The 19,911-nt window shown below is 69.9% G+C and carries 16 protein-coding genes and 3 pseudogenes; 4 read left to right on the top strand and 15 right to left on the bottom strand.

Features of this window, described 5'->3' with window-relative positions:
* Positions 1-68: 68 nt before the first annotated feature.
* Complete coding sequence (locus AB5J54_RS35450; RefSeq protein WP_369148027.1) at positions 69-1,541, bottom strand: chlorohydrolase family protein; 1,473 nt, start codon at positions 1,539-1,541, stop codon at positions 69-71.
* A gap of 210 nt (positions 1,542-1,751) precedes the next feature.
* Positions 1,752-2,441: a TetR/AcrR family transcriptional regulator gene (locus AB5J54_RS35445; protein WP_369148026.1), complete on the bottom strand. Its 690-nt coding sequence runs from the start codon at positions 2,439-2,441 to the stop codon at positions 1,752-1,754.
* Between the two features lie 84 nt (positions 2,442-2,525).
* On the opposite strand from AB5J54_RS35445, the gene AB5J54_RS35440 reads away from it, so the two are divergent.
* Positions 2,526-3,974: an aldehyde dehydrogenase family protein gene (locus tag AB5J54_RS35440; protein ID WP_369148025.1), complete on the top strand. Its 1,449-nt coding sequence runs from the start codon at positions 2,526-2,528 to the stop codon at positions 3,972-3,974.
* A gap of 179 nt (positions 3,975-4,153) precedes the next feature.
* Positions 4,154-5,101: a hypothetical protein gene (locus AB5J54_RS35435; RefSeq protein WP_369148024.1), complete on the top strand. Its 948-nt coding sequence runs from the start codon at positions 4,154-4,156 to the stop codon at positions 5,099-5,101.
* A gap of 76 nt (positions 5,102-5,177) precedes the next feature.
* On the opposite strand, the gene AB5J54_RS35430 is transcribed toward AB5J54_RS35435, so the two are convergent.
* On the bottom strand, positions 5,178-5,756 hold the full coding sequence (locus AB5J54_RS35430; RefSeq protein WP_369148023.1) for a DUF1345 domain-containing protein: 579 nt from the start codon (positions 5,754-5,756) through the stop codon (positions 5,178-5,180).
* Positions 5,757-6,469: 713 nt separating this feature from the next.
* Between AB5J54_RS35430 and AB5J54_RS35425 the strand changes: the two genes are divergently transcribed.
* A complete protein-coding gene (locus tag AB5J54_RS35425; RefSeq protein WP_369148022.1) occupies positions 6,470-7,561 on the top strand; it encodes a hypothetical protein in 1,092 nt (363 codons plus the stop codon).
* 85 nt (positions 7,562-7,646) lie between these two features.
* Here AB5J54_RS35425 and AB5J54_RS35420 read toward each other — a convergent pair whose 3' ends face one another.
* The 10 genes and pseudogenes from AB5J54_RS35420 to AB5J54_RS35375 form a co-directional block, all read right to left on the bottom strand.
* Positions 7,647-8,636, bottom strand: a complete 990-nt coding sequence (locus AB5J54_RS35420; RefSeq protein ID WP_369148021.1) for a transporter — start codon at positions 8,634-8,636, stop codon at positions 7,647-7,649.
* The gene (locus AB5J54_RS35415; RefSeq protein ID WP_369148020.1) at positions 8,633-9,535 is read right to left on the bottom strand and encodes an ABC transporter ATP-binding protein; all 903 of its coding nucleotides are present in this window, start codon (positions 9,533-9,535) and stop codon (positions 8,633-8,635) included. The genes AB5J54_RS35420 and AB5J54_RS35415 overlap by 4 nt, the downstream gene beginning before the upstream one ends.
* The gene (locus tag AB5J54_RS35410) at positions 9,532-9,921 is read right to left on the bottom strand and encodes a GntR family transcriptional regulator (RefSeq protein WP_369148019.1); all 390 of its coding nucleotides are present in this window, start codon (positions 9,919-9,921) and stop codon (positions 9,532-9,534) included. Before AB5J54_RS35410 ends, AB5J54_RS35415 begins: the two co-directional genes overlap by 4 nt.
* Before the next feature lie 557 nt (positions 9,922-10,478).
* The gene (locus AB5J54_RS35405; protein ID WP_369148018.1) at positions 10,479-10,691 is read right to left on the bottom strand and encodes a hypothetical protein; all 213 of its coding nucleotides are present in this window, start codon (positions 10,689-10,691) and stop codon (positions 10,479-10,481) included.
* 75 nt (positions 10,692-10,766) lie between these two features.
* On the bottom strand, positions 10,767-12,185 hold the full coding sequence (gene pntB, locus AB5J54_RS35400; protein WP_369148017.1) for a Re/Si-specific NAD(P)(+) transhydrogenase subunit beta: 1,419 nt from the start codon (positions 12,183-12,185) through the stop codon (positions 10,767-10,769).
* A gap of 1 nt (position 12,186) precedes the next feature.
* Positions 12,187-13,710, bottom strand: coding sequence for a Re/Si-specific NAD(P)(+) transhydrogenase subunit alpha (locus tag AB5J54_RS35395; RefSeq protein ID WP_369148016.1), 1,524 nt, complete (start codon positions 13,708-13,710; stop codon positions 12,187-12,189).
* Positions 13,711-13,956: 246 nt separating this feature from the next.
* A pseudogene (locus AB5J54_RS35390) lies at positions 13,957-14,214 on the bottom strand (acyl-CoA dehydrogenase family protein); the annotation flags it as partial.
* Positions 14,215-14,225: 11 nt separating this feature from the next.
* On the bottom strand, positions 14,226-14,624 hold the full coding sequence (locus AB5J54_RS35385) for a hypothetical protein (RefSeq protein WP_369148015.1): 399 nt from the start codon (positions 14,622-14,624) through the stop codon (positions 14,226-14,228).
* A gap of 45 nt (positions 14,625-14,669) precedes the next feature.
* A complete protein-coding gene (locus AB5J54_RS35380) occupies positions 14,670-15,599 on the bottom strand; it encodes a SpoIIE family protein phosphatase (RefSeq protein ID WP_369148014.1) in 930 nt (309 codons plus the stop codon).
* Positions 15,600-15,750: 151 nt separating this feature from the next.
* Positions 15,751-15,984, bottom strand: a pseudogene (locus AB5J54_RS35375) (phosphatase); the annotation flags it as partial.
* Positions 15,985-16,068: 84 nt separating this feature from the next.
* Between AB5J54_RS35375 and AB5J54_RS35370 the strand changes: the two are divergent.
* Positions 16,069-16,932: a hypothetical protein gene (locus AB5J54_RS35370; RefSeq protein WP_369148012.1), complete on the top strand. Its 864-nt coding sequence runs from the start codon at positions 16,069-16,071 to the stop codon at positions 16,930-16,932.
* Between the two features lie 32 nt (positions 16,933-16,964).
* On the opposite strand, the pseudogene AB5J54_RS35365 reads toward AB5J54_RS35370, so the two are convergent.
* Positions 16,965-17,084: pseudogene (locus AB5J54_RS35365) on the bottom strand (pirin); the annotation flags it as partial.
* Positions 17,085-17,309: 225 nt separating this feature from the next.
* Entirely contained in the window at positions 17,310-19,577 is a 2,268-nt protein-coding gene (locus tag AB5J54_RS35360) for a Dyp-type peroxidase (protein ID WP_369148011.1), read from the bottom strand.
* Between the last annotated feature and the right edge of the window lie 334 nt (positions 19,578-19,911).

Genomic DNA, 19,911 nt, shown 5'->3' with positions numbered 1-19,911 from the left:
GGCGCGGTCCCCGTGCGAGACGGCGGCGGGCTCGGGCGGTGGAGGGGCGGCGGGGGTCTCCTGACCGGTCACGCTTCCGCCCGGAAGGGCGGGAAGGTGGGCGGGAAGAGGGTGTCGGCGTCACGGCGCAGGATGTCGCGTTCGCCGTACGCGGCCCGCATCTTCTCGAACAGGCCCTGCGCCCGCTCCTGCAGGGCGGCGAGATCGATGCCGGGGATGCCGCGGTCGACGAGGACGGGGCGGCCGGCGACGACGGAGTTCGTGGCCTGCCGTGCGGTGCCGCTGAGCAGGAACGTACGGACGGGGTCGTCCTGCACGCCGTCGCGGATGTCGCCGAGTGCGAAGGCGACGAGGTCCGCCTGGGCACCCGCCTGGAGCCGGCCCAGGTCGGCGCGGCCCAGGGCGCGGGCTCCGCCGAGGGTGGCGGCCTCGACGTACTGCTCGACCGGTGCCGCGTCCAGCCGGCCGTCGGCGACCTTGGCGAGGTGGACGCCGAGGTCCATGCCGCGGATCAGGTCGGGCGGGAAGGAGTCGGTGCCGAGGCAGATGTTGATGCCTGCCTGCCGGTAGGCGCCGAAGGAGTGCAGGACGTCCCCGTACCGCAGGGAGGTCTGCGGGCAGTGGACGACGGACACGTCGGCGCGGGCCAGCGCGGCCAGATCGCCCCGGTCCTCGCCGTGCACCTCGGGGTGCCGGTCGACGAGCACGGTGTGCGGGACGAGCAGCCGGGTGCCGAACAGACCGGTGCTGTCCATCAGTTCGAGGGGCGTCATGCCGTGCCGGTCCTGCACCAGGTCTCGTTCCAGGGCCCCCTGGAGGGCGTGGAGGCGGACGAGGACGTCCCGCCGACGGGCCGTGGCCGCGGTCTCGCGCAGCAGTTCCTCGGTGAGGGTCTCGATGCGGCAGGGCAGCAGTACGCCGGTCAGCAGCGGGTCGGCGAGCTTGTCGAGGTGGTCGAGGAACCGTTCGGCGTCGCGCAGGCCGGCGCGGCCCCGCTCCTCGTCGAACGCCACGCCCCGACTGCCGTCGGGAAGCGCCACGTTGACGCCGGAGCGGTAGGCCGGGCCGAGGTAGCCGCGCAGCCCGAGCCGCCGCGAGGTCTCGGCCATGGCCACGAGTTCCTCGTACGGCTCGGCCCAGGCGCTGTGGACCTCGGAGGCGATCGGCATGTAGGTGGTGATGCCGTGCAGGGCGAGTTGCACCAGGGCGTACTCGCGGATCGTGTGCCGCTCCTCGGGGGTGAACACGTCGTGGCGGCGGTGGGTGAAGTAGTCCAGGGACCACTGGAGTCCGGGGCCGCGCTCGGGGTCGGGCCACGAGTCGAGCACGAGGTGGTCGATGTCGGTGAGCGCGTCGAGGTCGATCAGACCCGGCACGACGAGGGAGTGCCCGAGGTCGCGGTCCTCGTCGACCGGGCCGTCGTAGCGCGGGCCGACGTACACGATGACGTCGTCCTCCCACACCACCTCGCCGTCCCGCAGCAGCACGTGACCGCCGTCCTGGTGGGCGAGTACGTGGCGGGCGCGCCAACGGGTGCGCATAGGACCTCCTGAGGCTCATGGCAGGGCCGCCATCGTAGATCTTGGTATACAGAACAGGAAGCCGCACCTCCTGCTAGCAGCGAGCGCGACTAACGACCCCGCCCTTTGGCATACCGTCTTCCTGCACCCGGTCCGCTACGAGGACCTGGCGCACCGCGCCCGAAGCCCGGCCGACCGGCCGGAGGAGAACCGGGTCAGCGCCTCGCGCCGTCACTCACGACGGCCTCCGGGGGCACTCACGCGCTCCAGTGCGGCGAGGAGCAGCTGGAGTTCGGCCTCGATGAAGCCGGACGCGGAGTCGGCGTCGGCGTCGGCGGGGGTGGCCTCAGCGGCGGCGGCCACGGCGGGGGCGGTCTCGGCGGGGGCGGCGAAAAAGACCGACCGGGCCGCGACGGTGCCGATCAGGACCAGGGTCAGTACGCCGAGCTGATCGGGCCCCACGCCCTGGCTCAGTTCGCCCCGGCGAACGGCCTGGGCGATGAGCGTGTCGAGCTGCTCGCGGACCACCAGGTACACGTCGTCGTGGAGGATCCGGCGCAGCTCCGCGTCGTGCGCGGCCTGGCCCATCAGCGACAGCAGTGCGGGGCCGGTGGAGGCGCCCAGGATGCGCTGCTTGCGTACGAGGAACTCCCGGAGGTCGCCTTCGAGGGAGCCGGTGTCGACGCCGCCGAGTTCGTCCAGGGCGATGTGCCGGGCCACGGCGCCGGCGAGTGCCTGCTTCGAGGGCCAGCGGCGGTAGAGGGAGGCCGTGGAGGCGCCGGCGCGCCGGGCCACGGCCGTGGTGGTGAACGCGGCCCACCCCGACTCCTTGAGGACCTCGATCGCCGCGTCGATCAGGGCCGCGTCGACGCGCGGATCCTTCGGTCGCCCCTTCAGCGTGGCGTCGTCGCTCCTCGTCATGGAGCGATTCTCTCGTATCGCGACGGGCGCCCCTCCGCTACAGTAAACGAAAAGCTTTCGTTTCGTATTGAGGTGTGTGACTCCATGCCCACGACGACAACCGACCGGCTCCTGCACTCCGCCACCCGGATCCCCGACACGGTGGCCGACGCGCGGCGGCTCTTCGACTCCGGCGCGACCCGCCCCCTGGCCGCCCGCGTCCGCTCCCTGCACGCGCTGCGCGCGATGGTGACCGAGAACGAGGCCGCGTTCGAGGCCGCTCTGTGGAGCGATCTCCACAAGGGCCGGGCGGAGGCGCAGCTGACCGAGATCAGCGTGGTCCTCGCGGAGATCAACCACACCTTGCGGCGACTCCGGGGGTGGGCTCGGCCGAAACGCGGTCCCGTCCCCCTGGCACTGTGGCCCGCCCGCGCCCGGCTGGTGTCCGAGCCGCTCGGAGTGGTACTCGTGATCTCCGCGTGGAACTACCCCGTGCAGGTCCTGCTCGCCCCACTCGCCGGCGTGCTGGCCGCGGGAAACACGGCGGTGCTCAAGCCGAGCGAGCTGGCCCCGGCGACCTCGGAGCTGATGACCCGACTCGTACCCCGCTACTTCCCCGACGGCGTGGTGCGTGTCGTCGAGGGAGGAGTGCCGGAGACCACCGAGCTTCTTGCGCAGAAGCTCGACCACATCGTGTTCACCGGAAGCGGGACGGTGGGTCGTGTCGTGATGCGCGCGGCGGCGGAGCACCTGACACCCGTGACGCTCGAACTCGGCGGGAAGTCCCCGGTGTGGTTCGACGACGACGCCCGCCTGCACCGGGCCGCCCGCCGGCTGGCCTGGGCGAAGTTCACCAACGCCGGCCAGACGTGCGTCGCCCCCGACTACGTGATGACCACGCCGGACCGTGTCCCGGCGCTCGTCGCCGCTCTGCGGGCGGCGATCAAGGACCTGTGGGGCCCCGATCCCCGTACCGGCCCGGACTACGGCCGCATCGTCAACGAGCGACAGTACGACCGTCTCGTCGGCCTCCTCGACGGGGCGGACGTGGTCATCGGCGGCGAACACGACCGGTCGGAACGCTACCTCGCGCCCACGGTCGTGACCGTCCCCGTCGGCGCCGGCCGGCCGTCCCTCGGCCCGGACGCGGCGCACCCCGTACTGCGGGAGGAGATCTTCGGGCCGATCCTGCCGATCGTCCCCGTCGCCTCCGCCGAGGAGGCCGTGGAGGTGGTCAACGCCTGGGACAAGCCCCTCGCCTTGTACGTCTTCACGTCCTCGGGCCGCACCCGCCGCCTGTTCGAACGGAACACCTCGTCCGGCGCGGTGGTCCACGACGCGGGCCTCGTGCACGTCGCGACGACGGGACTGCCGTTCGGCGGCGTCGGAGCGAGCGGCATGGGCGCCTATCACGGTACGTACTCCTGGCGCACCTTCTCCCACCTCAAGCCGGTCCTGAACAAGCCGCTGGGGCCGGACACCCTGCGCCTGGCACAGCCACCGTTCACCGACCTCGGCCTCCGCCTCGTCAAACGCCTGATGCGCCACGGGTGAGGCACCCGCACGACCGGCCGGAACGGCCCCCTGCCCCGGGCTCGGCGCCACCACCGACGGCACCGGGCCCGGAGGTGCGGTCAGGCGTCCCTCCACCCGGCGTTCAGGCTGCGGCAAGCATCCGGTAACGATCCAGGTCAGAACATTGCGTTGCGTTGCGTCACTCTTAGTATCTGTTCATGGCATTCCTTTCAAATCGCAGCAGACGTCCTCGTCTTGCCCCGGAACTCGACGACACCGATCTGGGCAAGCTCCTCAAGCGTCTGGTTTCGACGAGCCGGTCCAGCGCCTTCGGGACGACGGATATCTGCGTGGCGCAGCTCGCCCGATTCATGGAGGAGAGCCCCGAGGATTTCGACCGCAGGGCGCACCGTCTGTCCGTCCTCGCCGGTTTCCTGTCGGAGTCGCACCTGCCGGCCGCATGGGTGACGCGGGACCCCCGCAACCCGGATGCCCTGGTACTCCAGGCCTGGTCCGAGCTCGAACAGGGCCGCACCGCGGGTGTTCTGGCCGACGCGTCCTCCATATGGAAGAGGTGCCTGCTGGCGTCGGAGATCGACCCGCGGGACCCCGCGCCCTGGCTCGTCATGCTGGGCGTCGCGCGTCTGGAGCGCTACCCGAACTCGGACGTCTTCGCGATCTGGAATGAGATCCTGACGCGGGATCGATGGCATCGCGAGGCATATCTGAGCATGCTCGCCTATCTGAGCCCCGAGGAAGCGGGTTCGACTGCCCAGATGGTGGAGTTCGTCGACTCCGTGCGGATACGGATGCCGGCGAACGCACCTTGCGCCGCCGTCGAGCTCACCGCCGATGTGATGCGCTACCACGCGATAGTGGGCCGTGGGGGTACGGATGCGCTGCTTGCCCGCAACCACTGGGACAGTCCGCAGACGGCTGCGTTCCTGGAGCGGGCAGCGGCCACGTGGGGGCAGCCGGCGTTCTTCAGCCATGCCGCGACTCTGGCCGATCTCAATCTGCTCGCCTACGCGCTGACCGTGTCCAACAGGCGCCGCGAGGCCGCTCCGCTCTTCGAGACCATCGGCGGAAAGGTCACCGACTGGCCCTGGCGCACGCAGGGCGATCCGCTGGCGGCGTTCGAGTCCGCACGTTCCAAGGGGAGATGACCTTCCCGGATCCGGACGGCCACGCCTCACCGGCTCCGCGACGGAGCCGGTGCCACCGGCTGTCCCCGGCCGATCGTCAGGCAGCCGTGTTCAACGCGGAGACGGCGCTGGCCACGGTGATCGTGTTGAAGATGAACGCGATGACGGCGTTGGCGGCCACCGTCCGGCGCATCTCCCGGGACAGCACGGTGACGTCCGTCGTCCCGAACGTCGTCATGACCGACAGGGCGAAGTACACGTAGTCACCCCAGACGGGCTCCTCGGGGCCGGGAAACTCCAGTGCCCGCTCGTCCTCGACGAGGTCGTCGGCGTGGAAGGCCACGGTGAAGGCGACGACCACCCAGATCCAGGCGACGGCCACCAGGACGAGGGCCACCACTCCGCGGGCCGGTCTGGGCAGTGCCGAGTCGATGTGGCCGGGGAACCAGACCACCGCGACGACGAAGGCACCGGTCGCGATGAAGAGGGAGACCCCCGGCCCGGGCGCCGTACCGAGGACGTACCGCTGGAGCACGGTCCCGCGCTCGCTGCGCCGGGCCCAGTTGCGTACCCGCTCCGGGGACGCGGTCGAGAACGCGACCGAGGTGAGCAGGAGGTACGGAAGCAGGTAGGCCAGGAGTACGAGGACACCCACATCCGCCGCCGACGTCCGCATCCCACTGCCGTCGATGCCGACAAGGAGCCAAGCGGTCCCGACCGCGAGCGCCCCACTCACCGCCGACCGACGCCGCTCGGAGAGCCACCGGTTCCGGGCACGTCGAGGAGCACGTTCCTGCACGGGCGATCTCCTTGGAACGATCAGCTGCCGACCGGGGAGAAGGTACGGCATCGCACCCCGTTCCCCCGGGATGAGAGCTGGCGATCCGTCAACAATGCGGCGAAAGGGTCGGCGTGCCCACGCCCCCAGGAGTTCCGCGGACGCCGTCGCGCTGGTTGATCACCCAGTCCAGGGCGGCGCGAGCGGGTGGTTTTCCGGGTTCCCGAACAGTCGTCTCACCCACCTCCCCACGGCTTCACTGACATGAGGGCCTCAGCCGCAAGGCCCGGAAGGCGTGGTGGGCACTCCTGGATGGGCCCTCCCCTCCACGGCACCGCGCTCCCACGGGATCTCCGGTCCCTGATCGCCGTGCGGGCGGCGACCACCTCAACGGAAGCTTCCCCAGCACCTCCGGCGGCGCCGCGGTCGGCGACGGGACCACCACGGCGGCGTACTGGACGGCCTCCGCGCACACCGGAGGCCAGTCCTCCCCCGGCACGTCCACCGACGCCTGGGCCCTGTGCGCCAACGACGGCGTCTGAGACAGCCGTTCCCGACAGCCGACCCTCCACACGAGCACACGAGCACACGAGCACAGGAGAGAGAATCCGATGAGCACGACCATCCGGCGGGGCTCCGCCACGGGCAAGGCCCTGATCCTGGCCGCCCTGCTGACCGTCGCGGTGCCGGGAGCCGCGTACGCCAAGACCGTGGACGTCACGGTCGTCACCCCCGGGGCCACCATGGGCCCCGCGACCCCGTTCACCGGGGTCTCCTCGCACGCCGACTTCCCCGACGGCCTCGTCTCCGGCGGCGGGGCCGACCAGGCCATCGGCAACGACGAGATGTCCAACGGCAACCACGTGATGGGCATGGCGCCCAGTGCCGACGGCGCCACCGAGTACGTCGACACCCCTGGGGTCGTCGGCACCGACCCCACGCACTGGATGGCGTTCGGCGGAAGCGGCAGCCGCAGCAGCGACGCCTTCTCCACCACCCCGTACGCGCTCTGTCTGCAGTCCAACCTGATCAGACACACCCAGGTGGTCATGAACAAGGCCAACGGCCCCACCACCGGGCTGTCGTCCAAGCTCGTGACGGCGACCTGCCCGGGCGGCACCGTCCTGATCGGCGGCGGCGCCCGCACCACCCCGGCCAGTGTCGGCAGCCTCAAGCCGATCGCCGGCTTCCCCACCTTCGACGACGCCGCGCACCACTTCGGCTCGATCGCGGCGGGTGACGGCGAACGCGACCCCGACTCCTGGACGGCGGTCGGCGGGATCGGCGGCGGACGCGGGGCGGACAACATGACGTACGCCTACGCGATCTGCAGCACGGCCGACATCGACCTCAAGCACGTCTCCACCACGGTCCACTTCACCGAGGTCAGCGGCCCGAACACGGCCTCCACGGGACAGACGGCGACAACCGGCTGCTCCCGCGAGGAAGGTCGGCTGGTCAGCGGCGGCGCCGCGATCAGCGGCGGGAACGTGACCACGACCGACTTCAGCAAGGCGACCTCGGGCGGCCCTCACCTCAACGGCAGCTTCCCCAGCGACGCCGCCGGAACCCCGGTCGGCGACGGGGACGCCAACCCGTCGTACTGGACGGCCGCCACCCACAGCGGGAGCTCCCCCTCCCAGGGCAGTTACTCCGACGTCTGGGCGCTCTGCCTGGACGTGCAGCACGGTCACAAGCGGTAGCCCCGAGCACACGACCCCGGAGCGGTCCCTCCTGACCCGGGAGGGACCGAGGCCGCCTCGAGTGACTATCGCGCAGTCGGGTCGCTCAGAGCAGCGGCCGGCGGATCCGCGTGACGCAGAAGGCCACCAGCAGTGCGGTGAGCACGAGGTATCCCCCGGCCTCGATCCACTGGAATCGCCAGTAGCGGTCGGCCGGCTGGTAGGACACCTCGACGTGCAGGTTCCTCTTGGCCACGCACTCCTTCATCTTGTCCATGTCGACGGAGAAGCAGCTCTCGAAGCTCTTCTCGCTGTACGCCTTGCCGTTCGCGTCGTACAGCGTGTGCGTCTTGTCCAGCATCCAGGCGCCGGGAATGTTGTAGCCCAGGATCTGGACCGCGTCGCCCTCGTCCCGGAAGGCCTTGAACTGGGTGTCGGCGGTCAGCGCCACCGTGGCGGAGACGGGCTCCTGAAGGTGCGGCCGGATCCCGAACGGCACGATCATCTGGATCGCGGCGACGGCGGCGAGGGTGATCGCCATGGCCGGCATGGTGCGCCGGATGAGGAGTCCGACCGTCGCGGCGAGGACGAAGGCGAAGACGGCGTATCCCACGGGCGTGATGTTCCTGGACATGAACCCGATGGCATCGAACCGCTCCCCCTGGACGCGGTCGTACGGGCTCGCGGCCCAGGTGAGCAGCAGACTGAACACACCGACCACGATCGCGGTGATCAGCGCGACGAAGCCGAGCTTCGCGATGAGCCAGCGGGTCCGCGAGATGCTCTGGTTCCAGACCAGCCGGTGCGTGCCGGCTTCGAGTTCGCGCGTGATGAGAGGCGCGCCCCAGAAGAGGCCGATGAGCGCCGGGACGGCGATGAGCAGGACGCTGGCCAGGAACACCGGCAGCTCGTACTCGTTCAGGAACAGCTTCTCGACGGCTTCGCAGTTGCCGCCGGCCGCGCATCCGGCGACGTCCTTGTCGTAGGAGTCACGCATCTGCGTGCCCAGATAGACCAGATACGCCGCGAGGCCCACCAGGGCGACCGCGGCCGTCAGCGCCTGTGCACGGAATTGCCTCCAGGTCAGCCAGATCACTGACGGGCCTCCCTGATCTGCTGCGCCGAACCGGTCACCGACGCGTTCGCGGACCGGCTCATGTAGGCGAGGATGACGTCTTCGAGGTCGAGGTGCGCGGCCTCGGTGATGAAGTGGGGGATCGGCTCGGCCGAACGCACGATCAGCGTGCTCTGGCGGTCCGTGTGTCCTTCCTGGATGACCTCGATCCCCGCGGGGAGGTCGTCGAGGTCACCCAGCGCCCCGACCAGGCGGTAGTGCTCGGCCACGAGGTCGTCGACCTCGCCCGCCAGCTGGACGCGCCCCTCCCCCAGGACGATGACGTGGTCGCAGACGCGCTCCAGGTCGCCGAGGAGGTGCGAGGAGAGGATGACGCTGACCCCGAGCTCGGCCACGAACTCCATGAGGTTCTGCATGAACCCACGCCGGGCCAGCGGGTCCAGAGCGGCGACCGGCTCGTCGAAGATGAGCAGTTCGGGACGCTTGGCGGCTGCGACGGTCAGGGCGAGCTGGGCCCGCTGACCGCCGGAGAGGCTTCCCGCCTTGTGATCCAGCTTGAGGTTGAGCTGTCGGATCCGGCGCTCCGCCAGCGTCTGGTCCCAGCGCGGATTCAGTTGGGCGCCCATCCGCAGATGCTCGGCGACGGTCAGGTTCGCGTAGACGGGGGTGTCCTGAGCGACGAAGCCCACGCGCGCCAACTGTTCCGCGCTGGCGCCAGGCCGGTTGCCGAGCACCTTTATGGTCCCCTCGGTCGGCTGGATCAGCCCGCAGGCCAACCCGAGGAGGGTGGACTTGCCCACTCCGTTGGGGCCGACAAGTCCGACCACCCGGCCGGCCGGAATCTGCAGATTGCAGTCGGTCAGGGCCTGGTGGCGGCCGTATCTCTTACCGAGGCCCTCCGCTTCTAGGACGAACGTCATTTCCTCACCTTCACGAATGTCCGGAATGTGGTCGTGAACAGGGCTTCGATGCTCTCTTCGTCAAGTCCGGCCCACTGGGCTTTGGCCAGCCACTGCTCCAGCTCTTTCCGCAGCGGGTCGTGCGCCGCCAACGAGTCGTCCGCGAGAGTGCGGATCACGAAGGTCCCCACTCCCGGCCGGGGCGAGACCAGACCCTCGTGTTCGAGCTCGCGGTACGCCTTGAGGACCGTGTTGGGATTGATCGCGACCTTGGCCACGACGTCCTTGACGGTGGGCAACTGATCCCCGACGGAGAGCATGCCGAGACGGAGCGCCCGGCGGACCTGTTGGGCCAGTTGGGCATACGGCGCAACGCGACTTCGAGCATCCAAATGGAAGTCGATCAAGGCTATTCCTCCCGCCTCCTTCACTAGGAAGCTAGTGCAATAGGTAAGCAGGGAAGGGGAGTTCCGGACCCCGACGCAGCCCTGAACTTTCCCGAGGGGAACCCTTAGGGGTCACCCTGCGAAGCGCTCGGGGCCCGGCACCTGAGGGGACAGGTACCGGGCCCCGAGTGGCGCCCGAAGAGGCCCTTCAGGCCTCTTCCAGGAAGGTCGGTCCGAGACGTTCCGGCCGTGCGCTCAGCCATGCGGAGATGGCGTCCCAGGTCGGTGCCGGCATGTCGGGACGCGCCATGTCCGAGTGCCGGCAGGGAAGGTGGGCGACGGAGGCCAGCGGCGTGAGAGGCGGCTGCCACAGGGCGGCGGGAGAGAAGTCCGCCGGTTCCCCTTCCTCCGCGACGATCGCCGGCGCCCCTCCGCAGGACCAGCCCGCACCAGCTCGGTCCGTCGGCCGGGTGGACGAAGAAGAACGCCGGTGCGCTGCCGCAGGTCCGGATGGGCAGCACTCCGCCGAGGGCGTTCTGTGCGAATGACCGAGTGAATGTCCGCTCAGCGGACGGGCGTCACGAGCGCCCGCAGCTCGGCACGTCCAGGCCGGCGGCTTCCCGCTCGATGCCCTCCCGTCCGGCACCGTCCCTCTCTGCGTCCTCCCGCTCCGCACCTCCCGGCTCGCCCACCACAGAGACGACCAGACGCTTGTCGCCCGGAGTGTCCTCGCGCACGACGACCGCCACATGCCCGATCCACGGACGCGCGGGCAGGACGGCGACCAGCATCAGCGGCAGGAACCCGCTGATGCTGATCGCCGTCGTCCGGCAGTCGTGTGGGAAAGCCGGTGCCCGCTCCGTGGGTCAGAGGGCGCCGACGATGTCCTCGACCCGGGCCTTCGCGTCGCCGAAGAGCATCGAGGTGTTGTCGCGGAAGAAGAGCGGGTTCTGCACGCCCGCGTAGCCGGAGGCCATCGAGCGCTTGAAGACGATGACCTGGTTCGCCTCCCAGACCGTGAGGACGGGCATGCCGGCGAGCGGGCTGTTGGGGTCCTCGGCGCCGGCCGGGTTGACGGTGTCGTTGGCGCCGATGACGAGGACGACGTCGGTGTCGGCGAAGTCCTCGTTGATCTCGTCCATCTCCAGGACGATGTCGTACGGCACCTTCGCCTCGGCCAGCAGGACGTTCATGTGGCCGGGCAGGCGGCCGGCGACCGGGTGGATGCCGAAGCGTACGTCGACGCCCTTGGCGCGCAGCTTGGAGGTGAGTTCGGCGACCGGGTACTGGGCCTGGGCGACGGCCATGCCGTAGCCGGGGGTGATGACCACCGAGCGGGCGGCGCCGAGGAGTTCGGCGGCGGCCTGGGCGGTGATCTCCTGGTGCTCGCCGTAGTCGACGTCCGAGCCCGACGGCGCCTCGATGCCGAAGCCGCCGGCGATCACGGACAGGAAGGAGCGGTTCATCGCCTTGCACATGATGTACGACAGGTAGGCGCCGGAGGAGCCGACCAGCGCGCCGGTGACGATGAGGAGGTCGTTGCCGAGGAGGAAGCCGGAGGCCGCGGCGGCCCAGCCGGAGTAGCTGTTGAGCATCGAGACGACGACCGGCATGTCGCCGCCGCCGATCGAGGCCACCAGGTGCCAGCCCAGTGCGAGCGCCAGGACGGTCACGCTGATCAGGAGCCACAGGGCGGGCGTGATCACGAACCACACGGTCAGGGCGACGAACAGGGCCAGCGAGCCGAGGTTCAGTACGTTCTTGCCCGGCAGCACCAGTGGTGTGGAGCTGATCTTCGCGGAGAGCTTGAGGTAGGCGACGATGGAGCCGGTGAAGGTGACCGCGCCGATGAACAGGCCGATGAACACCTCGGCGTGGTGGATGCCCAGCGTGCCGAGCGCGTCGAGGGCCTGGGCCTCGTGGCCGTCGGGGTCGTGTTCGACGTTGAGGTAGCCGTTCCAGCTGACCAGGACGGCCGCCAGACCCACGAAGGAGTGCAGCAGCGCGATCAGCTCGGGCATGCCGGTCATCTCGACGCCGCGGGCCCGCTGCAGCCCGATCAGCGCGCCGGTCAGCATCGCGACGGCCATCAGGCCCAGGCCCGCGGTGCTGATGTCGCCGTCGACCGCGAGCACGACCGTCGCGACGAGCGCGACGCCCATGCCGAGCATGCCGAAGGCGTTGCCGAGCCGCGCGGACTCGTGCTTGGAGAGTCCTGCCAGCGCGAGGATGAACAGCAGCGCGGCAACGAGGTAGGCCGCCTGAGCGGCGATGGTCGCAGACATGTCAGCTCCGGTTGAACATGGCGAGCATGCGACGCGTCACCGCGAAGCCGCCGAAGACATTGATACTGGCCAGAAGGATCGCCACGGACGACAGCACCGTGACCGCCGTGCTCGCATGCCCGATCTGCAGGAGGGCACCGACCACGATGATCCCGGAGATCGCGTTCGTCACCGACATGAGCGGTGTGTGCAGGGCGTGGTGGACATGGCCGATCACGTAGTAGCCGATCACGATCGCCAGCACGAAGACCGTCACGTGGGGCAGCAGCGCCGCCGGCGCGAACCCGGCCGCCAGGAACAGCGCCAGCGCGCCGACGGCCACACCGCCGAACCTCTGCCTCGCCGTCATCGGCACCTTCACCGGCGAAGGCTTCACCTCCGCCGCCGCCGCGGGGGCCGGGGCCGCCGAGACCTGCACCGGCGGAGGCGGCCACGCCGACTCCCCCTCGCGCACGACGGTGATCGACCGCTGCACCGGGTCGTCCCAGTCCAGGACCAGCTGCGCGTCCTTGCCGGGCGTCATCAGCTTCAAAAGGTTCACGAGGTTCGTGCCGTACAGCTGCGAGGCCTGCGCCGGCAGCCGGCCGGCCAGATCGGTGTAGCCGATGATCGTCACACCGTTGTCGGTGACGGTCTTCTCGCCCTTCACGGTGCCGACGACGTTGCCGCCGTTGGCGGCCGCCATGTCGACGATCACCGAACCCGGCTTCATGCTCGCCACCATCTCCGCGGTGATCAGCGTCGGCGCGGGACGCCCGGGGATCAGCGCGGTGGTGATGACGATGTCGACCTCACGGCACTGCGCGGCATACAGCTCGACCTCGCGGGCCTTGTAGTCGTCGCCCATCTCCTTGGCGTAACCCGTCTTCGAGACCTCGACCTCGGCGGACTCGATCGACAGGTACTCGCCGCCCAGGGAGCGGACCTGGTCGGCCACCTCGGGCCGCGGGTCGGTCGCCCGTACGATCGCGCCGAGCGAGCCCGCCGCACCGATCGCCGCCAGACCCGCGACACCGGCACCCGCGACCAGCACCCTCGCCGGCGGCACCTTGCCTGCCGCCGTCACCTGACCGGTGAAGAACCGCCCGAAGGTGTGCGCCGCCTCCACCACCGCCCGATAACCGGCGATGTTCGCCATCGACGACAGCACATCCATCGACTGCGCCCGGCTGATACGCGGCACGGCGTCCATCGACAGCGCCGTGAACGGCCGCCGGCCCAGCTCCTCGACCATCACCGGGTCGAACGCCGGGGCGAACAGCGCGATCACCGTCGCCTCCGGCCGTACCCCGTCCAGCTGAGCGGGACTCGGGGCGTTGACCCCGAGGACCACGTCCGCCGCCGCCGCGTCGCCGACGGTCGCACCGGCAGCCTCATAGGCGCCGTCGGTGAAGCCGGCCGCGACACCCGCGCCGGAGTCGACGACCACCTCGTACCCCAGCTTGCGGATCTGCTCGACAGTGGCCGGTGTGGCCGAAACGCGACTCTCACCTGCCCGCGCTTCCTTGAGGACTCCGACAATCACGAGTGTTCTCCGTTCGCTGCTCTGGCCGTCAACGGCGTGTTCTCAACTCGATCAGAGGTGCGCTCACCAAGAACCGGAGCACGCCGCTCAGCTTGACCGCCTCGGGCTCTCCTTGAACAGCATCCACGGGTGAGGTGTACGCAACATCCGCCGAGGGACGAAGCCACGTTGAGGTCGCGTTCACTCTGCACTCCCCCTCACGGCCGTTCAACCGGCTGATTCCTGGGGAACCTCATGTTGACGTCTCACCTGGATCGCCTTGTCGAGGATCCACTGCACCGTCGACGGGGTGGCGATCTTGATCGCCTGGATCTCGGCGTGCGCGCCCTTGTTGCCGACGCTGTCCATGAGCCACGCGGTCTTGAGTACGAGCAGCCTCAACTGCTCGATGCGCACCCGGGATTCGGCGATCCAGTCACGGATGACGCCCTGTTCCGAGATCGGCCGGCCGAAGGCGACGCGCTCCTCGGCGCGGGCGCACATCGGCTCCACGGCCCGCTCGGCGTCCGGGTTCGTCAGGCCCGCGCCCTCCGCCTCCGGGAGGAAGAGGTTCCACAGACCGCGCCTGCGGGCCTCGGTCCGCCGCCCTCCCCGTCCGTCTGTCCGTTGGGATGGCGGTAGTGGACGCCCTCGACGATCACGGCGAGCTGGAACGCGGCCAGGCCCAGGTGGAAGCCGAAGCGGGAGAGGTCCCGGCCGCTGCCCGCGGCGTACCGCTCGATCGTCTCGGTCTCGGTGAGGTGGCCGGGGGCGCCCGCGACGGTGCTGACGCCGACGTCGTCGCCGGCGATCTCGCCGAGCCGGTTGTAGACGACCATCCGGCCGAGGTCGGACAGGGGGTCGCCGAGCACGGCCGTCGCCCGGGCGTCCTCGTCGACGAGGAGGTTGTCGAGCGGGTAGCTCGCTTGTCGCACACCGCGCAGTGAGGACATGAAGTCGTCACCGCACGGGCAGGGACGCTACTGCGACCCGGAAGGAAGGGCTTGTTCCGCCCAGATCACCTTCCCCTCGCGGTGGTACCGGGCGCCCCAGCGCCCGGCGAACTGCGCGACCAGCAGCAGGCCGCGCCCGCCCTCGTCGAAGGTCCGCGCGCGGCGCATGTGGGGAGCGGTGCTGCTGGCGTCCGAGACCTCGCACGTCAGGGTGTCCTGAAGGATCAGCCGCAGCTGGACGGGGCTCCTGCCGTATCGGATGGCGTTCGTCACCAGCTCGCTGACCACCAGCTCCGTGGAGAAGGACAGCTCATCCAGACCCCAGTCGGCCAGCTTGTCGGAGGTGAAACGACGCGCCCCGGACACGGCCGCGGGGTCGGAAGGAAGGTCCAGGACGGCGACGTGGTCGTGGTCGAGCGCCCGGGTACGCGCCACGAGAAGGGCCACGTCATCGGCCGGACGAGTGGGGAGCAGCGTGGCCAGGAGCTGGTCGCATAGCTCCTCCGGCGAATCGGACCCCTGGCCGAGGACGTCGCGCAGCATCGTCAGGGAGGAATCCACGTCGCGGCCGGAATGCGCGACGAGGCCATCGGTGTACAAGGCGAGCAGGCTGCCCTCTGCCAGTTCGCACTGTGCCGTCTCGAAGGGGAAGCCCCCCAGCCCCAGCGGGGGGCCGACCGACACGTCCAGGAAGTCCACCGACCGGGAAGCCGGACCGTCGCCGCCGGGGCTCGAAGGCTGCGCCACCGCCGGCAGTGGGTGGCCTGCGCTGGCCACCGAGCACAGCCGCGAAACGGGGTCGTAGATCGCGTACAGACAGGTGGCGCTGGTCTCTCCGGCATGCCGCTCCTCCTCGCGGCCGAGACGGATGACCACGTCGTCCAGGTGCGTGAGCAGTTCGTCGGGCATCAGGTCGATGTCCGCGAAGGCACGGACAGCCGTCCGCAGCCGCCCCATCGTGGCCGCGGCGTGAAGGGCCCCGGGGCAGCAGGCTGCGCTGGAGCGCGAGGGCCGTGTCCCGCTCATGGGCGTACCGGCGGGCATTGTCGATGGACACCGCGGCCCTGTCCGCGATCTCCTGGGCCAGGATCAGGTCGTCCTCGTCGAGGGGGGGAGCTGACCGGCGGCGGAGGAACTGGGTGAGGCCCAGCGTGGTCCCGCGAGCCCGCAACGGCAGCGACAACGGGGAGCCGCCGTCGGGGACGGGCACGGGAGCCCGTGACTCCTGCCGTGCGGGGGCGCCCGGCACCGGAGTGCGGTGCAGGAGGGCCTGTCCCGTGGCCAGTGCGCGGGCCGGTTCCGACCCCGTGGGGTAGGTGAAGACCTCGTCCGCACCGACCACGGAGACGGGGAGGCCGTCGAGCGCCGACCGGTGGGCGATGCGCCGGAGCTCCTGTGCGCCCTGCGCCGGTCGCCTGTCCTCCTCGTGAAGAACGGAACAGAGCAGATCGACGGTGACGACGTCGGCGAACCCGTCTGTGCCGACCTCAGCCAGTTCTTCGGCCGTACGAACAGTGTCCAGCGTCGTCCCGATCCGCTTGCTCGCCTCGTTGGCAAGGATCAGGCGCCGCTGCAGCAGCAGGTCACGCTCCCTCTGGTACACGGCCACGATCTGCTCGGAAGCACGGTCCACGTACTCGAATGCCGTGGAGACCAGCTTGATCGTCGCGGCGCTGATCAACTCCCAGTCGCTGGAGAGGCGGGCGGCTTCCTCCTGCAGCTGCTGCAGGAGGCTCAGATGGCCGAGTCGGTACGTGCGCAGGGAGTCGCTGATCGATACGCCACGCCGTGCAAGCTGGCGGCCGACCTCCAGGGCAACCTCCGGCGCCTCCACATCAGCGACGTCGAGACGCCGCTCCAGCACGTCCAGGAACGTGGAGACGTGTGCGACGCCCTCCTCCACCGCCAGTTTTGCCAGGTCCTCGTGCTCCGACAGTTCGGGGAGCTCCCTGCGCATGACCTGCAGCAGTTCATCGGCCGACTGCTCCACCCGAGGCCTGAACTCCCGGGCGAGACGACAGAGGAACACTTCGACATCAGGCCTCATAGGACGAGCCTACGGAACGCCCAGATCACGCGCCCCTTGTCCTGTGCGGCGGCCATCGGAGCGAACCCTTCACACCGACCGCTCCCCACCGCACCGAACCCGAAGTCCTACGCGCGACCGCCGTTGGCCCACCGCCGCCGTGATCGGCGCGTTCGTGGCAGGTCGCTCGAGACTCACTGCGGCCGAAGAGGAGGACGGGGTGGAGGGGACCACCTGGCACAGGGCGAAGGCGCCCATGCCTGAGCAGCCATCGACCACGAGGAGAAAAACCCAGGTCAGCGCACCCGCCCCCGGGCCTTCAGCTGGGTCGCCGGGACCTCCGTCGCGTCGAGGCGGTCGCCGTCGTAGCCCTTGACCTCGCCGAAGCGGTCGCCGGTCATCCACGCCTCCCGCGCCACGCGGCCAGGGGTCACCAAAGGGTCAGCATGAGCACCGTGACGTTCCCGGCCCCTCCAGCGTGGCGCGCAGGGCGATCGACCCGACACCGTCGCCGCCCGGCATCCGGAGATCCGGAGATCCGTCAGGATCGGGGCCAGGACGGCGGTGGACGGTCTCTCGACTGAAGGTGCGGGCCGCACTCCCGACCCGGGTCCGGCACCCGCTCGGGGGGGGCGGACCGGTCAGCCCGTCAGGGACCTCCACATCGTCAGCGGTCGGTCCTCGACCGTGACCTGGTCCTCGTGGCCATGACCGTCACGGATCACGATGATCCGGTACTTGTCCTGGTGGAACACCCAGAACAGACTCATGCCGTTGATCCGCTGCATGTCCGGTACCGCAAGGAATTCGTCCACCCGGGTGATCCCGGCCAGCGATCGCCACAGGTCGAGGCTGCGGTCGCCGCGTTCGAGGTTGTCCGAGTGCATCCTGCCGTCGGCGACCGAGACGAGGCGGTAGACCTGACGGTCCATGAAGGTGTGGAACACCCAGTACCAGCTCTTGCCGTCGACCCTCTGCATGTCGGGGACCGGCAGGAAGGCGTCCACCCTCTCGACCCCGTTGAACGAGACCCAGGCGGAGAGCGAGCGGTCCGGGAGGTCGATCGCGGTGGCTTGCTCTGGCAGGATGCCGGACTCGGCGCCGTCGGCGATGGAGATCTTCCGGTAGACCTGTCGGCCTTCGACGGTGTGGAACAGCCAGAACCGGCTGCGGCCGTTGATCCGCTGCTCGTCCGGAACGGGCAGGATCGCGTCGACCTTCTTCACCCCGGCGTAGCACGGCCAGGTCGCCAGCGGCCGGTCGGGGCGTTCGCGGACGTCCACGTGCTCGTCGCCGTCGGCGATGGAGACGGTCCGGCAGACGGCGTCACCGTCGCCGCCCGTCCCGTACGCCCAGTACCAGCTCTTGCCGTCGACCCGCTGCATGTCGGGGATGGGCAGGAAGGCGTCGGTCGGCCGGACGTCGGCGGGCGGCTTGTCGGTGAGCCGGCCGTCACCGAGCAGCCGGAGCAGGGTCAGCGAGGGTACGAAGGCGTAGACGGACCCCTCGGTGACGACGAACTGACTCAGGCTCAGCTGAGTGGTCTTGCCGGGGGTCTCGTAGCTGACCTTGCCGGCGGCCCCGACCATTCCGTCGGGGCCCGGCTTGTTGGTCCGGTTGGGTGGAAAGTCCGGGCTGTCGATCCACGCCTTCTGGATGAACTCGAACTGCTGCACGAGGTCCGACTGGTAGCAGACGAAGAGCAGGCCGCGCTTCTCGTCGGGCCCGCCGGGCCCCTCCGAGGCGGGGTCGAAGGGCGCGCCGTACGGGGCGCCGCGGCGGATGATCCGGCGGCGGTCCATCACCGGATTCTCGTCGAACGGCGGATCACCGGGCTTCTCCTGCAGACCGTCCCGGGGGTTGGTGCAGCGCAGGTGCGAGAAGAGCGGGGTGATGAAGCCCTCGGGGTCGTTGCGGTAGCCGAAGTCGTTGTCGTCGCCGGCCAGTGCGTTGGAGGGCCTGTCGGCGTTGGGGCACGTGGCGACGGGGGTGCCGGACCGCCACCGGCCGACGAGGCGGGCGGCCAGCCACTCCGAGGTGGCCTCGGGCGGCACCACCTTGGCCTGCTTGAGCACCTTCAACTGCCCGGCGACCTGGGACCAGAAGCCCGGGACGTCCTGCCCCAGCCGCCGCACCACCTGGAAGGTGCCGTTGTCGGCCCATTCGGGTGTCTCGTGCGGCACGCCGCCGACCCGGTCGTGGCCGACGACGAACTCGCCGGGCGGGATCAGCCGGGTGCCGTGATGGCCCTTGACGTACTCGGGCTTGACGGGGTCCGGCTCGTCGAAGCCGATCACGCCGGGCTCGCTGACGCCGTCCTTGAAACCGAAGTGCTCCTTGCCTCTCCGGCTTCCGGGCAGTGTGGCGGCGTCCTGCTGGAACACGATCACGATCTTGGCCGCGGCGCAGGCCTCACGCTGCTGCCTGACCGTCGCCTGGAGGTCCTGGACGGTGTCGGACGCGACGGTGAGCACGGCGTGGACGACCTGCCCCTTGCCGTTGCCGAAGAGCCACATCCCCGGCGAGCTGTCACCGGTGTCCCCGAGCGCCCGTTTGTCCGAGCCCTCTTTGAACGCCTCCAGGCCGCTGCCGGGCTTGACGGAGGGCAGAGGGTCCTTTCCGGTCAGCTCCCGCAGACCCGCACAGGTGAAGCTCACGTTGATCCAGGTGGCCTTCAGCGTCTTGGGGTCGTCGCCTTCCGAGGCCTTCCTGGCTTTGCTGAAGGCGGCGTTGAAGGTCGCCACCTGTCTCGTCGTGGAGATCTGCGGTTCCAGGGCCTTGACCCAGGTACGCGCCCTCGCCGCGTCCTCGAACTTGAGGAACAGCAGGGTCATCTGGTCCTTCTTGAAGCCGGCGATCACATCGCCCTGGATGTCGTCGCTCTCACGCAGCTTGAGATCGTCCACCATGTTCCCTCCAGGAGATCGACACCTCCACGCCCGATGTCGCGCGGAGTCATCATCGAAGTACGCAGTACTCGTATGCCCTTCCACGGACAGACCGGACCGATGGAGCCCCCCGTCACCCGTTTGTTGACCACAAACGCGCTGGTCGGGGGGGCGCATGGGGCGCGAAGAGGCGCTTTCGGCGCACGGGATCACCCGGCTGCGGGCCTCAGGGCGACAGCCGGTTGATACGCCGAAACACTGAAGCTCGTCACTGTGTGTGAACGTGTGGCAGTCCCGGCGCAGCCCGCCCTCCGATGCGTCCCCAGTCGAACCGCTGCGCCCTCCTCTCTGCAGC

Source organism: Streptomyces sp. R44, from assembly GCF_041053105.1.
Lineage (GTDB): Bacteria > Actinomycetota > Actinomycetes > Streptomycetales > Streptomycetaceae > Streptomyces.
Note: the sequence above shows the minus strand (reverse complement) of the source record. Positions and strands in the feature narration are given on the sequence as shown.